The 14,887-nt window shown below is 64.3% G+C and carries 17 protein-coding genes; 8 read left to right on the plus strand and 9 right to left on the minus strand.

The window, feature by feature from the left end:
• Nucleotides 1–76: 76 nt before the first annotated feature.
• Nucleotides 77–988, minus strand: a complete 912-nt coding sequence (locus J4D28_RS14980; protein WP_009046727.1) for a LysR substrate-binding domain-containing protein — start codon at nt 986–988, stop codon at nt 77–79.
• A gap of 142 nt (nt 989–1,130) precedes the next feature.
• Between J4D28_RS14980 and J4D28_RS14985 the strand changes: the two genes are divergently transcribed.
• The 3 genes from J4D28_RS14985 to J4D28_RS14995 all read left to right on the plus strand — a co-directional run bounded on the left by J4D28_RS14985 (nt 1,131) and on the right by J4D28_RS14995 (nt 3,278).
• Nucleotides 1,131–1,769 carry an FMN-dependent NADH-azoreductase gene (locus J4D28_RS14985; protein WP_009046728.1) on the plus strand — a complete coding sequence of 213 codons (639 nt, stop codon included), beginning with the start codon at nt 1,131–1,133 and terminating at the stop codon, nt 1,767–1,769.
• Between the two features lie 9 nt (nt 1,770–1,778).
• The gene (locus tag J4D28_RS14990) at nt 1,779–2,084 is read left to right on the plus strand and encodes a multidrug efflux SMR transporter (protein ID WP_009046729.1); all 306 of its coding nucleotides are present in this window, start codon (nt 1,779–1,781) and stop codon (nt 2,082–2,084) included.
• 303 nt (nt 2,085–2,387) lie between these two features.
• Nucleotides 2,388–3,278, plus strand: a complete 891-nt coding sequence (locus J4D28_RS14995) for a triacylglycerol lipase (RefSeq protein ID WP_009046730.1) — start codon at nt 2,388–2,390, stop codon at nt 3,276–3,278.
• 102 nt (nt 3,279–3,380) lie between these two features.
• Here the strand turns inward: J4D28_RS14995 and J4D28_RS15000 are convergent, their stop codons facing one another.
• On the minus strand, nt 3,381–4,268 hold the full coding sequence (locus J4D28_RS15000; protein ID WP_103331459.1) for a DMT family transporter: 888 nt from the start codon (nt 4,266–4,268) through the stop codon (nt 3,381–3,383).
• Nucleotides 4,269–4,365: 97 nt separating this feature from the next.
• Between J4D28_RS15000 and J4D28_RS15005 the strand changes: the two genes are divergently transcribed.
• The 3 genes from J4D28_RS15005 (at nt 4,366) to J4D28_RS15015 (ending at nt 6,699) form a co-directional block, all read left to right on the plus strand.
• Nucleotides 4,366–5,154, plus strand: a complete 789-nt coding sequence (locus tag J4D28_RS15005) for a helix-turn-helix transcriptional regulator (protein ID WP_016704103.1) — start codon at nt 4,366–4,368, stop codon at nt 5,152–5,154.
• 71 nt (nt 5,155–5,225) lie between these two features.
• Nucleotides 5,226–5,525, plus strand: coding sequence for a PsiF family protein (locus J4D28_RS15010; protein WP_009046733.1), 300 nt, complete (start codon nt 5,226–5,228; stop codon nt 5,523–5,525).
• A gap of 163 nt (nt 5,526–5,688) precedes the next feature.
• Nucleotides 5,689–6,699, plus strand: a complete 1,011-nt coding sequence (locus J4D28_RS15015) for an AI-2E family transporter (protein WP_009046734.1) — start codon at nt 5,689–5,691, stop codon at nt 6,697–6,699.
• Nucleotides 6,700–6,823: 124 nt separating this feature from the next.
• Here J4D28_RS15015 and J4D28_RS15020 read toward each other — a convergent pair whose 3' ends face one another.
• Entirely contained in the window at nt 6,824–8,089 is a 1,266-nt protein-coding gene (locus tag J4D28_RS15020; protein ID WP_009046735.1) for an Hsp70 family protein, read from the minus strand.
• Nucleotides 8,090–8,388: 299 nt separating this feature from the next.
• Between J4D28_RS15020 and J4D28_RS15025 the strand changes: the two genes are divergently transcribed.
• Both J4D28_RS15025 and J4D28_RS15030 read left to right on the plus strand, forming a co-directional pair.
• Nucleotides 8,389–9,327 carry a DnaJ C-terminal domain-containing protein gene (locus J4D28_RS15025; RefSeq protein WP_009046736.1) on the plus strand — a complete coding sequence of 313 codons (939 nt, stop codon included), beginning with the start codon at nt 8,389–8,391 and terminating at the stop codon, nt 9,325–9,327.
• A 41-nt stretch (nt 9,328–9,368) separates the two neighbouring features.
• A complete protein-coding gene (locus J4D28_RS15030; protein ID WP_009046737.1) occupies nt 9,369–9,671 on the plus strand; it encodes a chaperone modulator CbpM in 303 nt (100 codons plus the stop codon).
• A 316-nt stretch (nt 9,672–9,987) separates the two neighbouring features.
• On the opposite strand, the gene J4D28_RS15035 is transcribed toward J4D28_RS15030, so the two are convergent.
• The 6 genes from J4D28_RS15035 to ureA all read right to left on the minus strand — a co-directional run bounded on the left by J4D28_RS15035 (nt 9,988) and on the right by ureA (nt 14,797).
• A complete protein-coding gene (locus J4D28_RS15035; RefSeq protein ID WP_103331461.1) occupies nt 9,988–11,130 on the minus strand; it encodes a sensor histidine kinase KdpD in 1,143 nt (380 codons plus the stop codon).
• A 138-nt stretch (nt 11,131–11,268) separates the two neighbouring features.
• On the minus strand, nt 11,269–12,969 hold the full coding sequence (ureC, locus tag J4D28_RS15040) for an urease subunit alpha (protein WP_009046739.1): 1,701 nt from the start codon (nt 12,967–12,969) through the stop codon (nt 11,269–11,271).
• Between the two features lie 140 nt (nt 12,970–13,109).
• Nucleotides 13,110–13,415 (minus strand): urease subunit beta, encoded by a 306-nt coding sequence (locus J4D28_RS15045; protein ID WP_009046740.1) that lies wholly within the window; start codon nt 13,413–13,415, stop codon nt 13,110–13,112.
• Nucleotides 13,412–13,945, minus strand: a complete 534-nt coding sequence (locus J4D28_RS15050; RefSeq protein WP_016703749.1) for an N-acetyltransferase — start codon at nt 13,943–13,945, stop codon at nt 13,412–13,414. Before J4D28_RS15050 ends, J4D28_RS15045 begins: the two co-directional genes overlap by 4 nt.
• 6 nt (nt 13,946–13,951) lie before the next feature.
• A complete protein-coding gene (locus tag J4D28_RS15055; protein WP_038630487.1) occupies nt 13,952–14,485 on the minus strand; it encodes a GNAT family N-acetyltransferase in 534 nt (177 codons plus the stop codon).
• A 9-nt stretch (nt 14,486–14,494) separates the two neighbouring features.
• On the minus strand, nt 14,495–14,797 hold the full coding sequence (gene ureA / locus J4D28_RS15060; RefSeq protein ID WP_007927275.1) for an urease subunit gamma: 303 nt from the start codon (nt 14,795–14,797) through the stop codon (nt 14,495–14,497).
• Nucleotides 14,798–14,887: the final 90 nt, after the last annotated feature.

Here is a 14,887-nt window from a genome sequence, read left to right on the forward strand (position 1 = left end):
ACGATAACGCGGTATTACAGGCACTTCGCGGCGTCTGAATCGCGGGCAAGCCTCGCTCCTACCTGTTCGGCGGGCCTCAGCCGGCGGTGAGCATCGGATGTCCGGCCGCCTGGGCCTCTTCGCGCAACCACTGGAAAAACGCCCGCACCGGCGGATGCCGTTCGCGCCCGGGCACGCACAAGGCGCTGTAGCCTGCACCGTCGACATGGATCTGCGGGCGATACGGCACCAGCAGGCCGCTGGTCACGCTCTCCGACACCAGGATATTGCTGGCCAGCACCAGGCCCTGGCCGGCAATGGCCGCTTGCAGGGCGTAGTGCTCCTCGTCGTATTCGCGAAACACCGGGCGATCCCGCATCCAACTTTCCTGCGCCTTGTCGCACCAGGCCTCCCAGCCATGGGCATAGAGCTTGGAGTTGTGCCAGCGCACGCTGATCAGCGTCGGCGTTTGCTGGCGGGCCAGGGCCACCTGTTCCGGCGAGCCGTAGACCGCGAAGCACTCGTCGAACAGGCACAGCCCATAGAGGTTCGGGTAGTCGTCCAGGCTGTAGCGGATCACCAGGTCGACGCTCGCGTCCTGCTGCAGGTCGATGACCTCGCAATTGGTGTCCAGGCGCAGGTTGATGTTCGGGTGCCGGGCATAAAAACGCCCCAGGCGCGGCACCAGCCACAGCGCGGCGAAGGCTGGCGTGGTGGAGATCATCAGGTTCGCGCCGCTGCGTTGCGGGCGCAGGCTGTCGACGCTCTGCGCCACTTCCAGCAAGGCGCCGTGCAGGCTGTGGAACAGGCGCTCGCCGCATTCGGTCAGGCGCACCTGGCGTGGCAGGCGCTGGAACAGCGGCACGCCCAGCCAGCTTTCCAGGGAGCGGATCTGGTGGGAAATCGCCGTGGGCGTGACCGACAGCTCCTCGGCAGCGGCCTTGAAACTCAAGAGCCGGGACGCCGATTCGAAGGCGCGCAAAGCGGTCAGCGGCAGGTTGGCAAACATACAGGGTCACCTTATGGGTGAAATGGATTCATCCTGATCAACTATTGCTCATTTGTTCCATGGGGCCGGCATCAATAGCTTTATTCCCGCCCAGGAAGGCTTTTTACGGTCTTCCAGAATGATCCAGGATGAGGAATGACAGATGAGCAGAATTCTAGCAGTACATGGCAGCCCCCGTGGCGAACGCTCCCATTCGCGGCGGCTGACGGAACGCTTTCTCCAGGCCTGGCTCGAGGCCCATCCCCAGGGCCAGCTGACCCGTCGGGAAGTCGGCCGCGCTTCGCTGCCCCATGTCAGCGAGGCCTTCGTCGCCGCGGCGTTTTATCCCGAGCCGCAGGCGCGGCCCTTGTCGATGCAGGCCGACCTGGCCCTGAGCGACGAGTTGGTGACCGAGTTGCTGGAGCATGAGCTGCTGGTGATCTCGGCGCCGATGTACAACTTCAGCGTGCCCAGCGGCCTCAAGGCCTGGGTCGACCAGATCGTGCGCCTGGGCCTGACCTTCAATACCGTGCAGGACAACGGTATCGCCCAGTACGAGCCGCTGGTGCGGGGCAAGAAAGCGCTGATCGTCACCAGTCGCGGCGGCTTCGGCTTTGGTCCGGGTGGCGAGCTGGAAGCCATGAACCACGCCGATCCGTGGTTGCGTACCGCGCTGGGCTTTATCGGCATCGAGGACGTCACGGTGGTCGCGGCCGAAGGCGAGGAGTCGGCCGAGCGCACGTTCCAGGTGTCCTGCGCCGAAGCCGAGCAACGCCTGCTGGCGCTGGCACGGACCTTCTGAGGAGGCGACATGGCCTGGCTGTTCTTGCTGATCGCCGCCGCCTTCGAAGTCACCTTCGCCATGGGCATGAAGTACGCCGAGGGTTTCACCCGGCTCTGGCCGTCGCTGCTGACGGTGGTGGCCGCGCTGGGCGGCATCTACTTCCTGACCCTGGCGATGCGTGAACTGCCGGTGAGCATCGCCTACCCGATCTGGACCGCCATCGGTTCCCTGGGCACGGTGTTCCTCGGTTTTGCCTTGCTGGGGGAGAGCCTGACGCTGGTCAAGCTGGTGTCGGTGGGGCTGATCGTGGCCGGGGTGGTGGGGTTGAAATAGCCTATCCCTTGTAGGAGCGAAGCTCGCGATGGGCTGCGCAGCAGCCCCAAACCCGCTTCAGTTCTACTGGAAGAAATCCATTGCCTGAACCGGAGCTATCGCGAGCAAGCTTCGCTCCTACAGACCCGGGGCGATCCATTTATTGCCAATCCCCTGTATCGAGCTTGCTCGCGTTAGCCTCGGGGGAATGTCATACAGTGGTCGTGAAGCTGTCATCTTGGCTGTCGATGCTCTTGGCTGCTGCCGACATCCAGCCTCGGGCGCCGCGGTCCCTGATACAAGTCCGATCACAAGGATGTTCCCATGTCCCAAGAGCTTGCCACGCGTTACCCGCTGGTCCTGGTCCCCGGCATGCTGGGGTTTATCCGGCTGGTGCTGTACTCCTACTGGTTCGGCATCGAGTCGGCGTTGCGCCGCGGCGGGGCCACGGTGATTGCGGTGCAGGTTTCGCCGCTGCATAGCACTGAGGTGCGCGGCGAGCAGTTGCTGGCGCGGATCGAGGAGATCCGTCGCGAAACCGGCGCCGACAAGGTCAACCTGATCGGCCACAGCCAGGGGGCGCTCACCGCCCGCTATGCCGCGGCCAAACGCCCGGACTGGGTGGCCTCGGTGACCTCGGTCGCCGGGCCCAATCATGGCTCGGAGCTGGCCGACTACATCGAACGCCACCATTCCATCGATACCCTGCGCGGGCGGGTGCTGAGTTTTATCCTGCGGGTGATTGCCGTGCTGATGAGCTGGCTGGACACCGGCTATCGCGGGCCGAAGCTGCCGGCGGATATCCATGCCTCGCACCGCTCGCTGACCAGCGAAGGCGTGGCGCTGTTCAACCGCCAGTATCCCCAGGGCCTGCCGGAGACCTGGGGCGGGCAAGGGCCGGAAGAGGTCAACGGGGTGCGTTACTACTCCTGGTCCGGCACCTTGCAGCCGGGCAAGACCAATCGCGGGCGCAACCTGTTCGACGGCACCAATCGCAGCTGCCGGCTGTTCGCCAGGACCTTCGTCCGCGAAGCCGGGCAGTGCGATGGCATGGTCGGCCGCTACAGCTCGCACCTGGGCACGGTGATTGGCGACGATTACCCCCTGGATCATTTCGATATCGTCAACCAGTCCCTGGGGCTGGTGGGCCGGGGCGCGGAGCCGATCCGGCTGTTCGTCGAGCATGCGCAGCGGTTGAAAGCAGCGGGGGTATAGCCAGAGAGGGATGTGGCGGTTTTGAGATTTATCGCGAGCAAGCTCGCTCTACAGGATCGAGCCATCCCCTGTAGGAGCGAGCTTGCTCGCGATGACGATCTGTCAGGCGACGCTGACCTTGCGCCCCAGCACCGTGGTCCAGCGTTCCGACAGGATCACCCCGCCCAGGGTCAGCATCCCACCCACCAGGTGATACAGCGCCAGCTGTTCATGCAGCACCACGGCGGCGATCAGCGCGGTAATCAGCGGCAGCAGATTGAAGAACAGCGTGGTGCGGCTCGGCCCCAGGCGCACCACGGCCTGCATCCAGGCCAGCGGCGCGAGCATCGAGGCCAGCAGGCAGGCGTAGAGCACCAGGGGAATGTTGTGCAGGGTCAGGCCGGTTTTCGGCGAGGCCAAGAACAGCGGAAACAGCACCACCACGGCCACCAGCACCTGCAGGTACAGCAGCACCAGCGGCGGCAGGCGCAGCTGCCATTTTTTCAGCAGGGTGCTGTAGATCGCGTAGGCCAGGGTGGCGATCAGCATCATCGCGTCGCCCAGGTTCACGCCGTGTTCCAGCAGCACCTCGAGGCTGCCGGACGACACCACCACCAGCACCCCGGCAAACGACAGCACCGCACCGACCAGGGCACCGGCCGTCAGGCGCTGGCCGAGGCTGGCGATCGCCATGGCCAGCGACATCAGCGGCATCAGCGAAAGAATGATGCCCATGTTGGTGGCCGAGGTCAGTGTCGCGGCGAAGTACGCCAGGCTCTGGTACACCGCCATGCCCAGCACGCCGAGGATGAAGATCTTGCCCAGGTTCGGGTGAATCACCGCCCAGTGGGCGACCACCGCCTTGAGCATGAACGGTGTGAACAGCAGGCCGGCCAGCAGCCAGCGATAGAAACCGATCTCCGCGGGGAAGATCGCCCCGACCGCCAGCTTATTGATGACGGTATTGCCGGCCCAGATAAAGACGGCCAGTAACGGATAAGCGTATTGCATGAGGAAAAACCAGAACGTTGATGAAGGGTGATTATCCCTCTGTCTGGATCAAAGCCTATACTTCGATCCAGACAACCCACCCTTGAATCCGGACAGCATGAGCAAAAAACACATCGACCTGCTGCCCTTCAGCGGTCTGCCGGCCCCGGTGTACTTCCGCTACGCCGATTTCGACGCCCACAGCCATGCGCTGGAGCATCGTCATCCCTGGGGCTGCCTGGAGTATTCGGCCCACGGCGTGATGCACATGGAGATCGCCGGCCAGCGCTTCATGTCGCCGCCGCAGTACGCCATCTGGATTCCGCCGGACACCGAGCACAGCTTCTACAGCCCGCAGCCGATCGTATACCGCGCCGTGTGCCTGGTCCCGGAGCTGTGCCGGGTGCTGCCGCAGCAGGCCTGCACCCTGGCCATCAGCGACATTCTCAAGGCGATCCTCAAGGACTTCGCCGCGCGCGACGTACAGATCCCCGAGCAGGAAACGGACAGCCGCCTGGCCCAGGTAATGCTCGACCAGTTACAGCAGGCGCCGGTGCATGACGGTTACCTGCCTTATGCCAGCAGCCCGGCCTTGCTCGGCGTGCTGGAGGCATTGCAGGCCGCCCCGGGGGATAACCGCGCGCTGGCCGATTGGGCGCGGCAGATCCATGTCAGCGAACGCACCCTGGCCCGGCAATTCGTGCGCGAGCTGGGCATGAGTTTCGGCGAGTGGCGCCAGCGCCTGCGCTTCCTGGCGTCCATCGAGGCGCTGGACAGTGCGCGCAGTGTCCAGGAGGTGGCGTTCGACATGGGCTACAGCAGCGCCTCGGCGTTTATCGCGATGTTCCAGCGCCAGGCCGGCTGCACGCCCGAGCAGTACCGGCGCACCAGCCTACAGAACAGGTGAACCTGTAACAGGGTTTGTCTACACTGCGCTGGAGGCCGCGCCCGTCGGTGCGGTAACAAGGAGAAAACTCCATGAAGATGCTGCGTATCCCTTTGTTGATGGTTGGCCTGCTGCTCTGTTCCCAAGGATTTGCCGCCACCGCCCAGCAGAACAAGATGACCACGTGCAACGCCGACGCCACCGCCAAAGCCCTCAAGGGCGATGAACGCAAAGCCTTTATGAGCACCTGCCTGAAAGCCACCCCGGCTGCCGCGGCAACCCCGTCCACCCCGCAGGAACGGATGAAGACCTGCAACGCCGACGCCACCGCCAAAGCCCTCAAGGGCGACGAACGCAAGACCTTCATGAGCACCTGCCTGAAGAAGCAATAACCTTTTCCCTCGCAGGCGCGAGCTTGTTCACGATCCGGTCGCGGCAGTTTGCCTGACACACTCTGTATCGTTGATCGCCAGCAAACCCGCGCCTGTCGGCCTCGCATCGTCAGTGCAACGCTGGCAGACTGCCAATCCTTTCACGCTGTTTGTTTGAGGCTGTATGCCAACGTTTTCTCAGCGTCATCTGTTGTTGTTCAGTTGGGTGATCATCTTCGGCGGCCTGCTGCTGGTAATACCGTTGCGGCTATTACCGAGCCTGCTGGCGGGCCTGCTGGTGTTCGAACTGGTCAACATGCTCACCCCGCAATTGCAACGGCTGATCGAAGGTCGGCGGGCGCGCTGGTTGGCGGTGGCCCTGCTCGGCACCCTGGTGGTCAGCGTGCTGACGCTGCTGTTCGCCGGCGCCATCAGCTTCCTGCTGCACGAAGCGGAAAATCCGGGGGCTTCCCTGGACAAATTCATGGCGGTGGTGGACAAGGCGCGCGGCCAGTTGCCGCCGTTCCTCGACTCCTATCTGCCGGCCAGTGCGGCGGAGTTCCAGGTGGCCATCGGCGCCTGGGCCAGCAAGCACCTGAGCGAGCTGCAACTGGTGGGCAAGGACGCGGCGCACATGTTCGTGACCTTGTTGATCGGCATGGTGCTGGGGGCGATCATCGCCTTGCAGCGCGTGCCCGACCTGACCAAGCGCAAGCCGCTGGCGGCCGCGCTGTTCGACCGCCTGCACCTGCTGGTCCAGGCCTTTCGCAACATCGTGTTCGCGCAGATCAAGATTTCCCTGCTCAACACCTTCTTCACCGGGATCTTCCTCGCGCTGATCCTGCCGATGTTCGGCGTCAAGCTGCCGCTGACCAAGACCCTGATCGTGCTGACCTTCCTCTTGGGGCTGTTGCCGGTGATCGGCAACCTGATCTCCAACACCCTGATCACCATCGTCGGCATGTCGCTGTCGATCTGGGTGGCCGCGGCGGCGCTGGGCTACCTGATCTTTATCCACAAGCTGGAATACTTCCTCAACGCGCGGATCGTCGGCGGGCAGATCAGTGCCAAGTCCTGGGAATTGCTGTTGGCGATGCTGGTGTTCGAGGCGGCGTTCGGCCTGCCGGGGGTGGTGGCCGGGCCGATTTATTACGCCTACCTGAAGAGTGAATTGAAGCAGGCGGGGTTGGTTTGAGCTGACGCTATCCCTGTAGCCGCTGCCGAAGGCTGCGATCGGCCGAAGGCCGTAGCGATCTCAAAATCGCTGAAGGTCCTGCGGACCTTATCGCAGCCTGCGGCAGCGGCTACAGGGGGGGCGTTTAGCCGTAGCGTTTTTTCGCTTCGATGGCCAGGCCGCTGCCGATGCTGCCGAAGATGTTGCCTTCGACGTGGCGTGCGTTGGGCAGCATGTCCGCGACGCTCTGGCGCAGGGCCGGGATGCCGCTGGAGCCGCCGGTGAAGAACACCGTATCGACCTGGCCGACGCCGACATTGGCATCGCCCAGCAGCTGCGTGACGCTGCCGCGGATGCGCTCCAGCAGGCTGTCGATGGACGACTCGAACAGCGCCCGGCTCAGGTCCACGCTCAGGCCCGCCTCGATACGGTCCAGGGGCACCACGCGGTTGTCGGCGTGGGTCAGCTGGATCTTGGTCTCTTCCACCTCCATCGCCAGCCAGTGTCCGGCGCGCTGCTCGATCAGCTTGAACAGGCGGTCGATGCCGCCGGTGTCTTCGATGTCGTAGCGCATGCTGCCCAGGGCCAGCTGGGACTTCTGCGAGTACACCGAGTTGATGGTGTGCCAGGTCGCCAGGTTCATGTGGGTGCTGGTGGGCATGTAGGCGCCGCTCTTCATCCGGCTGCCGTAGCCGAACAGCGGCATCAGGCCCTGGAGGCTCAACTGCTTGTCGAAATCGGTCCCGCCGATGTGCACGCCGCCGGTGGCGAGGATGTCCTCGTGGCGGTTGTCCAGGCCACGGCGCTCGGGCGACAGGCGCACCAGGGAGAAGTCGGAAGTACCACCGCCGATGTCGACGATCAGCACCAGCTCTTCGCGTTCGATGGTTGACTCGTAGTCGAAGGCCGCGGCGATCGGCTCGTACTGGAAGGAGACTTCTTTGAAGCCCAGCTTGCGCGCCACTTCCACCAGGGTGTCCTGGGCCTCCTGGTCGGCGGCGGCATCGTCATCGACGAAAAACACCGGGCGGCCCAGTACCACTTCCTCGAACTCCCGGCCGGCGGCGGCTTCGGCGCGGTTCTTGAGCTGGCCGATGAACAGGCCCAGCAGGTCCTTGAACGGCATCGCCGTGCCCAGCACGCTGGTGTCGTGCTTGATCAGCTTGGAGCCCAGCAGGCTCTTCAGCGAGCGCATCAGCCGGCCTTCGTAGCCCTCCAGGTACTCGTGCAGCGCCAGGCGGCCATACACCGGACGGCGTTCTTCGATGTTGAAGAAGACCACCGACGGCAGGGTGATCTTGTCGTCTTCCAGCGCAATCAGCGTTTCCATGCCGGGGCGCAGCCAGCCGACCGTGGAGTTGGACGTGCCGAAGTCGATACCGCAGGCACGGGCCGCAGATGCGTTTTTCATGTCTTTCGAGTTCCGGTTGGAAAAAACGGCCGCGCAGTGTATGCCAGTCGTTCGCAGAATCGAAGGCCGACTATCCGCTAAATCGAAACCCGCAAGCCTTGAAAGACTATTCTTTACCCCAAACTTGCAGGCATGGGCCTGGCAGCCATCGGGCGGTCGCAAGAACCGCCGCCAGCTGCCGATAAACTTCTGCTGCGCCGCGTGAGTCACAGTATTGAGATCGATCAGCCTTGACGCTGCTCAAGAGTGCATGCTGTACGTCCCGCCGCGCCACATTGATAACGGATGGTGATCCTTAGATGGACTTCAAAGACTATTACAAGATTCTCGGGGTGGAGCCGACGGCGGACGACAAGGCGATCAAGGCCGCCTATCGCAAGCTGGCGCGCAAATACCACCCCGATGTCAGCAAGGAAAAAGACGCCGAAGCCAAGTTCAAGGACGCGTCGGAAGCCTATGAAGCGCTGAAAAGCGCGGACAAGCGGGCCGAATACGACGACCTGCGGCGTTATGGCCAGCACGGCCAGCCGTTCCAGGGCCCACCGGGCTGGAAAGGCCGCGCGGATGCGGGCGGTTTCGGCGATGGCGGGGACTTTTCGGACTTCTTCAGTTCGATCTTCGGCAACCGCGGGCCGGGTTTCGGCGGTGGGCAATCGCGCAGCGCCGGGCGCAGGGGGCAAGACGTGGAAATGGAATTACCGATCTTCCTGGAAGAAACCCTGTCGGCCGAGTCGAAGAAGGTCAGCTTCAAGGTGCCGCAGTACAACGCCGCCGGGCAGCATGTCAGCAACACCAGCAAGAGCCTGAACGTGAAGATCCCGGCCGGCGTCGCCGACGGCGAGCGCATCCGCCTCAAGGGCCAGGGCGCGCCCGGTGTCGGCGGCGGGGCCAATGGCGACCTGTACCTGACCATTCGTTTCGCGCCCCATCCGAAGTTCGATATCGAGGGCGAGAACCTGATCATCACCCTGCCGCTGGCCCCTTGGGAGCTGGCGCTGGGGACCGAGGTCGCGGTGCCGACCCTGACCGGCAAGATCAACCTCAAGGTGCCGGCCGGCAGCCAGAATGGCCAGCGCATGCGCGCCAAGGGCCATGGCCTGCTGAACAAGGCCGGGCATCGCGGTTATCTGTTCGTGCAGCTCAAGGCCGTGATGCCCAAGGCTTGCGGCGACGACGTCAAGGCGTTGTGGCAGGAGCTGGCGAAGAAGGCCGCCTTCAACCCGCGGGAGCATTTCTGATCCGCAACCCATTCTGATCTGGAACATAGGAGTCGCTGACCATGAGCACCCTGATCGTTCAGCTGGATATGGAAGAGTTCTGCGAGGTGGCCGATCTGCCGGCCGCCTATGTGATGGAAATCGTCGAGCACGGGATCCTCGATCCCCATGGCGCGGCGCCCCGCGACTGGCGCTTCACCGACTATGAACTGGCGGTCGCCAAGCGCGCCGCCAAGTTGCGGCGCGACCTGGAACTGGAGTGGGAAGGCGTCGCCCTGGCGCTGGAACTGCTCGACGAAGTCCGCGAGTTGCGCACGGAAAACCAGATGCTCAAGCAGCGCCTGGGGCGCCTGCTCGCCGACTGAGACTGCGCGTTATCGTTCATCGCGCTCCTACGGAGGCATGGGTGGTGATGTTGTAGCCGCTGCCGAGCCCGCGAGGCTGCGATCGGCCGCGAAGCGGTCGCAAAACCGGGCAACCCGTTCTTCCAGACACACCCCATGCCCAGGCTTTGCGAGGACTTCGTCCTCGATCGCAGCCTCGCGGGCTCGGCAGCGGCTACGGTGCGTTCGTCTCTATAGCGGTTGGAAGGCTCGGGCATCGTCCATCGCGAGCAATGGCGCGTCGACCGGCCGCTCCTACAGAAGCATGGGCAGCGGCTACGGGGTTCTGTGTTGGCGGCTACAACGATTCGGCGCGGGATACTCGTGGCAGGGTCACGGTGAAGGTGGTGCCATCGCTCTCGTTGGAGCTGACCTCTATGCTGCCCTGGTGGGCGGTAACCACTTCCTTGACGATGAACAGGCCCAGGCCGAGGCTGGTGGAAGGGCTGCCGAGCTCTTCGTTGGCACTGCGCACCAGGGGATCGAAGAGGGTGCCTAGGGCTTCCTTGGGAATCGGCGGGCCGTAGTTGTGGATGGTCAGCAGCACCTGCTCGGCGCTGCCAGTGAGGGTCACGGTCACGGTGCGACTGTTGCTGCCATGCTGCAGGGCATTGCCGATCAGGTTCTGCAGCATCTGTTCGATACGCCCGCGATCCCAGATGCCATGGCTGTCGCCATGGAAGTTCAGCGCCGGTGTGCAGTCCGGCTGGCCGGCGCAGGCTTCGTCCATGGCTGCCTTGATGGCACTGGCCATGTCCATGGGCGCCGGCTCGATGGGCAGGCTGCTGCCCAGGCGGCTGCGCACGAACTCCAGCAGGTCGCCGACCATCGCCGCCATATGCCTGGCGCCACTCTTGATCCGCGACACATAGGCCAGCGCATCGGCGTCCAGCGCGACTTTGCGCGCCAGCATCTCGGTGGACATGCTCACCGCCTGCAAGGGCGCGCGCAGGTCGTGGCCGAGAATCGCCAGGAAGATATCCCGCGAGCGGTTGACCTGCTCGGCATAGGCCGTGGTGGATTCGGCCAGCGCCTCGTCGATGGCTTCGTTGAAACGGATCATGTCCTGGAAATAGGCCAGCTGCGGCGACTCCAGGCTGGTGACCCAGAGACGGATCACGCAGGCGCGCAGGTGGCGGAATTCCGAGGTCATCTGTACCAGGTCGAAGCCGACGTTGTGGCGCAATTCGCCATGGCTGGCGGCGGCCTCGTCGAGGCTCGGGGTCTTCTCCGGGCCTTCGCCCCTGGCCTTGGCCGCCTGTTCGCTGGCGGTCTGGGCGGTGCGCATGTCGCGAGCGGCGGCCAGCAGGATGGACTTGGCATGGTCGCGCAATTGCAGGCGGGTCAGGGAGTCGGTTTCGGGGGCGATGGATCGGGCGAATTGCTCCCACTCATCAACGATTCGATCAACCTGTTGCACGATGAAGTCGGGTAGACGCATGGCCGGGAACCTTGTCAGGCAGCAAGAGTGAGAACGGCCTGTCGAATTCTAGCCGCGATTGAGCCGTTCAACACGGCAAGACGTCCGGCTTTGCTGACCGTTGGGCGGCCCGCATGGGCGCCCGTTGGATCCAGGTTTCTAGAACAGAAAGTAGCGCTGGGCCATCGGCAACACGTCCGCCGGCTCGCACCACAGCAGCACGCCGTCGGCCTTGACCTGATAGGTCTGCGGGTCGACCTCGATATCCGGCAGGTAGTCGTTGTGGATCAGGTCGGTCTTTTGCACGTCGCGGCAGCCCTTGACCACCGCGATCTGCTTTTTCAGCCCTAGTTGCTGCGGCACCCCGGCCTCCAGCGCGGCCTGGCTGATAAAGGTCAGGCTGGTGGCGTGCCGGCTGCCGCCGTAACTGGCGAACATCGGCCGGTAATGCACCGGCTGCGGGGTCGGGATCGAGGCGTTGGCGTCGCCCATCAGGCTGGCGGCGATGGCCCCGCCCTTGAGGATCAGCGTTGGCTTGACCCCGAAGAACGCCGGGCGCCAGAGCACCAGGTCGGCCCATTTGCCGATTTCGATGGAGCCCACTTCATGACTGATGCCGTGGGTGATCGCCGGGTTGATGGTGTATTTGGCGATGTAGCGCTTGACCCTAAAGTTGCTGTTGCCGGCGCCGTCGCCCGGCAGCGGGCCGCGCTGGCGGTGCATCTTGTCGGCGGTCTGCCAGGTGCGGGTGATGACCTCGCCGACCCGGCCCATGGCCTGGCTGTCGGAGCTGATCATCGAGAAGGCGCCCAGGTCGTGGAGGATGTCTTCGGCGGCGATGGTCTCGCGGCGGATGCGGCTTTCGGCGAAGGCCACGTCCTCGGCGATGCTCGGGTCGAGGTGGTGGCAGACCATCAACATGTCCAGGTGTTCGTCGATGGTGTTGCGGGTGAACGGCCGGGTCGGGTTGGTCGAGCTCGGCAGCACGTTGGGGAAACCGCAGGCCTTGATGATGTCCGGGGCGTGGCCGCCGCCGGCGCCTTCGGTGTGATAGGTGTGGATGGTGCGACCCTTGAAGGCGCCGAGAGTGGTCTCGACGAAGCCCGACTCGTTGAGGGTGTCGGTGTGGATCGCCACCTGTACGTCGTACTGGTCGGCGACGCTCAGGCAGTTGTCGATGCTGGCCGGGGTGGTGCCCCAGTCTTCGTGGAGCTTGAGGCCGATGGCCCCGGCCTTGACCTGCTCGATCAGAGGCTCCGGCAGGCTGGCGTTGCCCTTGCCGGTGAAGCCGATGTTCATCGGGAACGAGTCCGCCGCCTGGAGCATGCGCGCCATGTGCCAGGGCCCCGAGGTGCAGGTGGTGGCGTTGGTGCCGGTGGCCGGCCCGGTGCCGCCGCCGATCATGGTGGTGACGCCGCTCATCAGCGCCTCTTCGATCTGCTGCGGGCAGATGAAGTGGATATGGGTGTCGATGCCGCCGGCGGTGAGGATCATGCCCTCGCCGGCGATCACTTCGGTGCTGGCGCCGACGGCGATGGTCACGTCGGGCTGGATATCCGGGTTGCCGGCCTTGCCGATGGCGGCGATGCGCCCGTCCTTGAGGCCGACGTCGGCCTTGACGATGCCCCAGTGATCGATGATCAGCGCGTTGGTGATCAGGGTGTCGACCACCTCGGCCGCGAGCAGCTGGCCCTGGCCCATGCCGTCGCGGATCACCTTGCCGCCGCCGAACTTCACTTCTTCGCCGTAGGTGGTGAAGTCCTTCTCGACTTCGATCCACAGCTCGGTGTCGGCCAGGCGCACCTTGTCGCCGACGGTGGGGCCGAACATGTCGGCGTAGGCTTGTCTTGAAATCTTCATGTGCTTGCCTTGGGATTCAATTGGATTTGAGACCGCTCGCGTAGCTCGCTATTCGCGGGCAAGCCTCGCTCCTACATTTGATCGCATTCCCTTGTAGGAGCGAGGCTTGCCCGCGATGGCGTCAGAACAGGCAATGCACCTCAAAGGTCGCCCATGACCCGCCCGGCGAAACCGAACACTCGGCGATGCCCGGCCAGGTCCACCAGTTCCACCTCGCGGGTCTGCCCCGGCTCGAAGCGCACGGCGGTGCCGGCCGGGATGTTCAGGCGCATGCCTCGGCTGGCGGCGCGGTCGAAGGTCAGGGCGTCGTTGGTTTCGAAAAAGTGATAGTGCGAGCCCACCTGGATCGGCCGGTCGCCGCTGTTGGCGACGCTCAGGCTGAGGGTGCGGCGGCCGGCGTTGAGTTCGATGTCGCCGGGCTGGATCTGGTATTGGCCTGGAATCATACGGGTTGCCCCAGAGTCTTGAAGTAAATGGCGGTCGGGCTGTAGGTGCCGTCCGGGCTTTGGCAGTAGTTCGGCAGTTCGCCGACGCGGGTGTAGCCGAGGGCGCTGTAGAAGGCTTCGGCGTCCGAGCCAGCCTGGGTGTCCAGGTACAGCAGGCCGCGCTTGTGCTGGCGCGCCGCGAGCTCCACGGCGTGCATCAACTGCTGGCCCAGGCCACGGCGGCGGGCGTCGTGGCGCACCTGGAGCTTCTGCACTTCGGCGCGATTGAGGCCGTTGGGTTTCTGGCACAGCGCCAGTTGCACGCTGGCCAGGACCCGCTCGTCCTGCACCACCACCCACAGCAACAGGCTGCCGTCGGCCACGCTGGCCTGGACGCTGTTGACGTAGGCGCGGGCCTGTTCCTCGTCGAGGTCGGCCATGAAACCCACCGAGGCGCCGTGGCCCACGGCGTCGAACAACAGATCAATCAACCCCTGGCGATAGTGGGCAAAGCTCTCCGCATGGACTCGACGCAGTTGGGCAGCGTTCATCGGGTATCACTCCTTGTGGATAGTGGGCGGTAGCGCCCCCGGATCGAGGGTCAGCTGCATGAACGTCAGGTCCAGCCAGCGCCCGAACTTGGTGCCCACTTGCGGCATCTGTCCGGTGGTGACGAAGCCCAGGCGTTCGTGCAGGCGGATCGAGGCGGCATTGCCGCTTTCGATGGCCGCGACCATCACGTGCTTGTCGCAGGTCCTGGCGCGTTCGATCAGCGCTTGCATCAGGCGCGGGCCGAGGCCGTTGCCGCGCTGGTCGTTGCGCACATAGACCGAGTGCTCGACGGTATGGCGGAAGCCGTCGAAGGGCCGCCAGTCGCCGAACGAGGCATAGCCGAGCACGCTGTCGTCGGCGTCGACCGCCACCAGCACCGGATAGCCCTGGGCCTGGCGGGCGCTGAACCAGGCCTGGCGATTGCCCAGGTCCACAGCCTGCTCGTTCCAGATCGCCGTGGTGTTAAGCACGGCGTCGTTATAGATATCGCGGATCGCCGGCAGGTCGGCATGCACGGCATCGCGGATGGAATACGGCATGGCGTGGCCTCAGGCGATCGGTTGATGGACGGTGACCAGCTTGGTGCCGTCGGGGAAGGTCGCTTCCACCTGGATTTCCGGAATCATCTCCGGGATGCCTTCCATCACCTGTTCGCGGGTCAGCAGGGTGGTGCCGTAGTGCATCAGCTCGGCCACGGTCTGGCCGTCGCGGGCGCCTTCGAGCAGCGCCGCGGAAATGTAGGCCATGGCTTCCGGATAATTGAGCTTCACCCCCCGGGCCAGGCGCCGTTCGGCCACCAGGCCGGCGGTGAAGATCAGCAGTTTGTCTTTTTCGCGTGGGGTCAGGTCCATCGTTGGCAATCCGTTGTTGTAGGAGCGAGCTTGCTCGCGAAAAGTGTTAGCGATAATGCGTACTGCCTGAAGGAGCGCGGTGACTTGGCG

The sequence above is a fragment of the Pseudomonas sp. GW531-T4 genome (genome assembly GCF_017349615.1).
Taxonomy (GTDB): domain Bacteria; phylum Pseudomonadota; class Gammaproteobacteria; order Pseudomonadales; family Pseudomonadaceae; genus Aquipseudomonas; species Aquipseudomonas chlororaphis_I.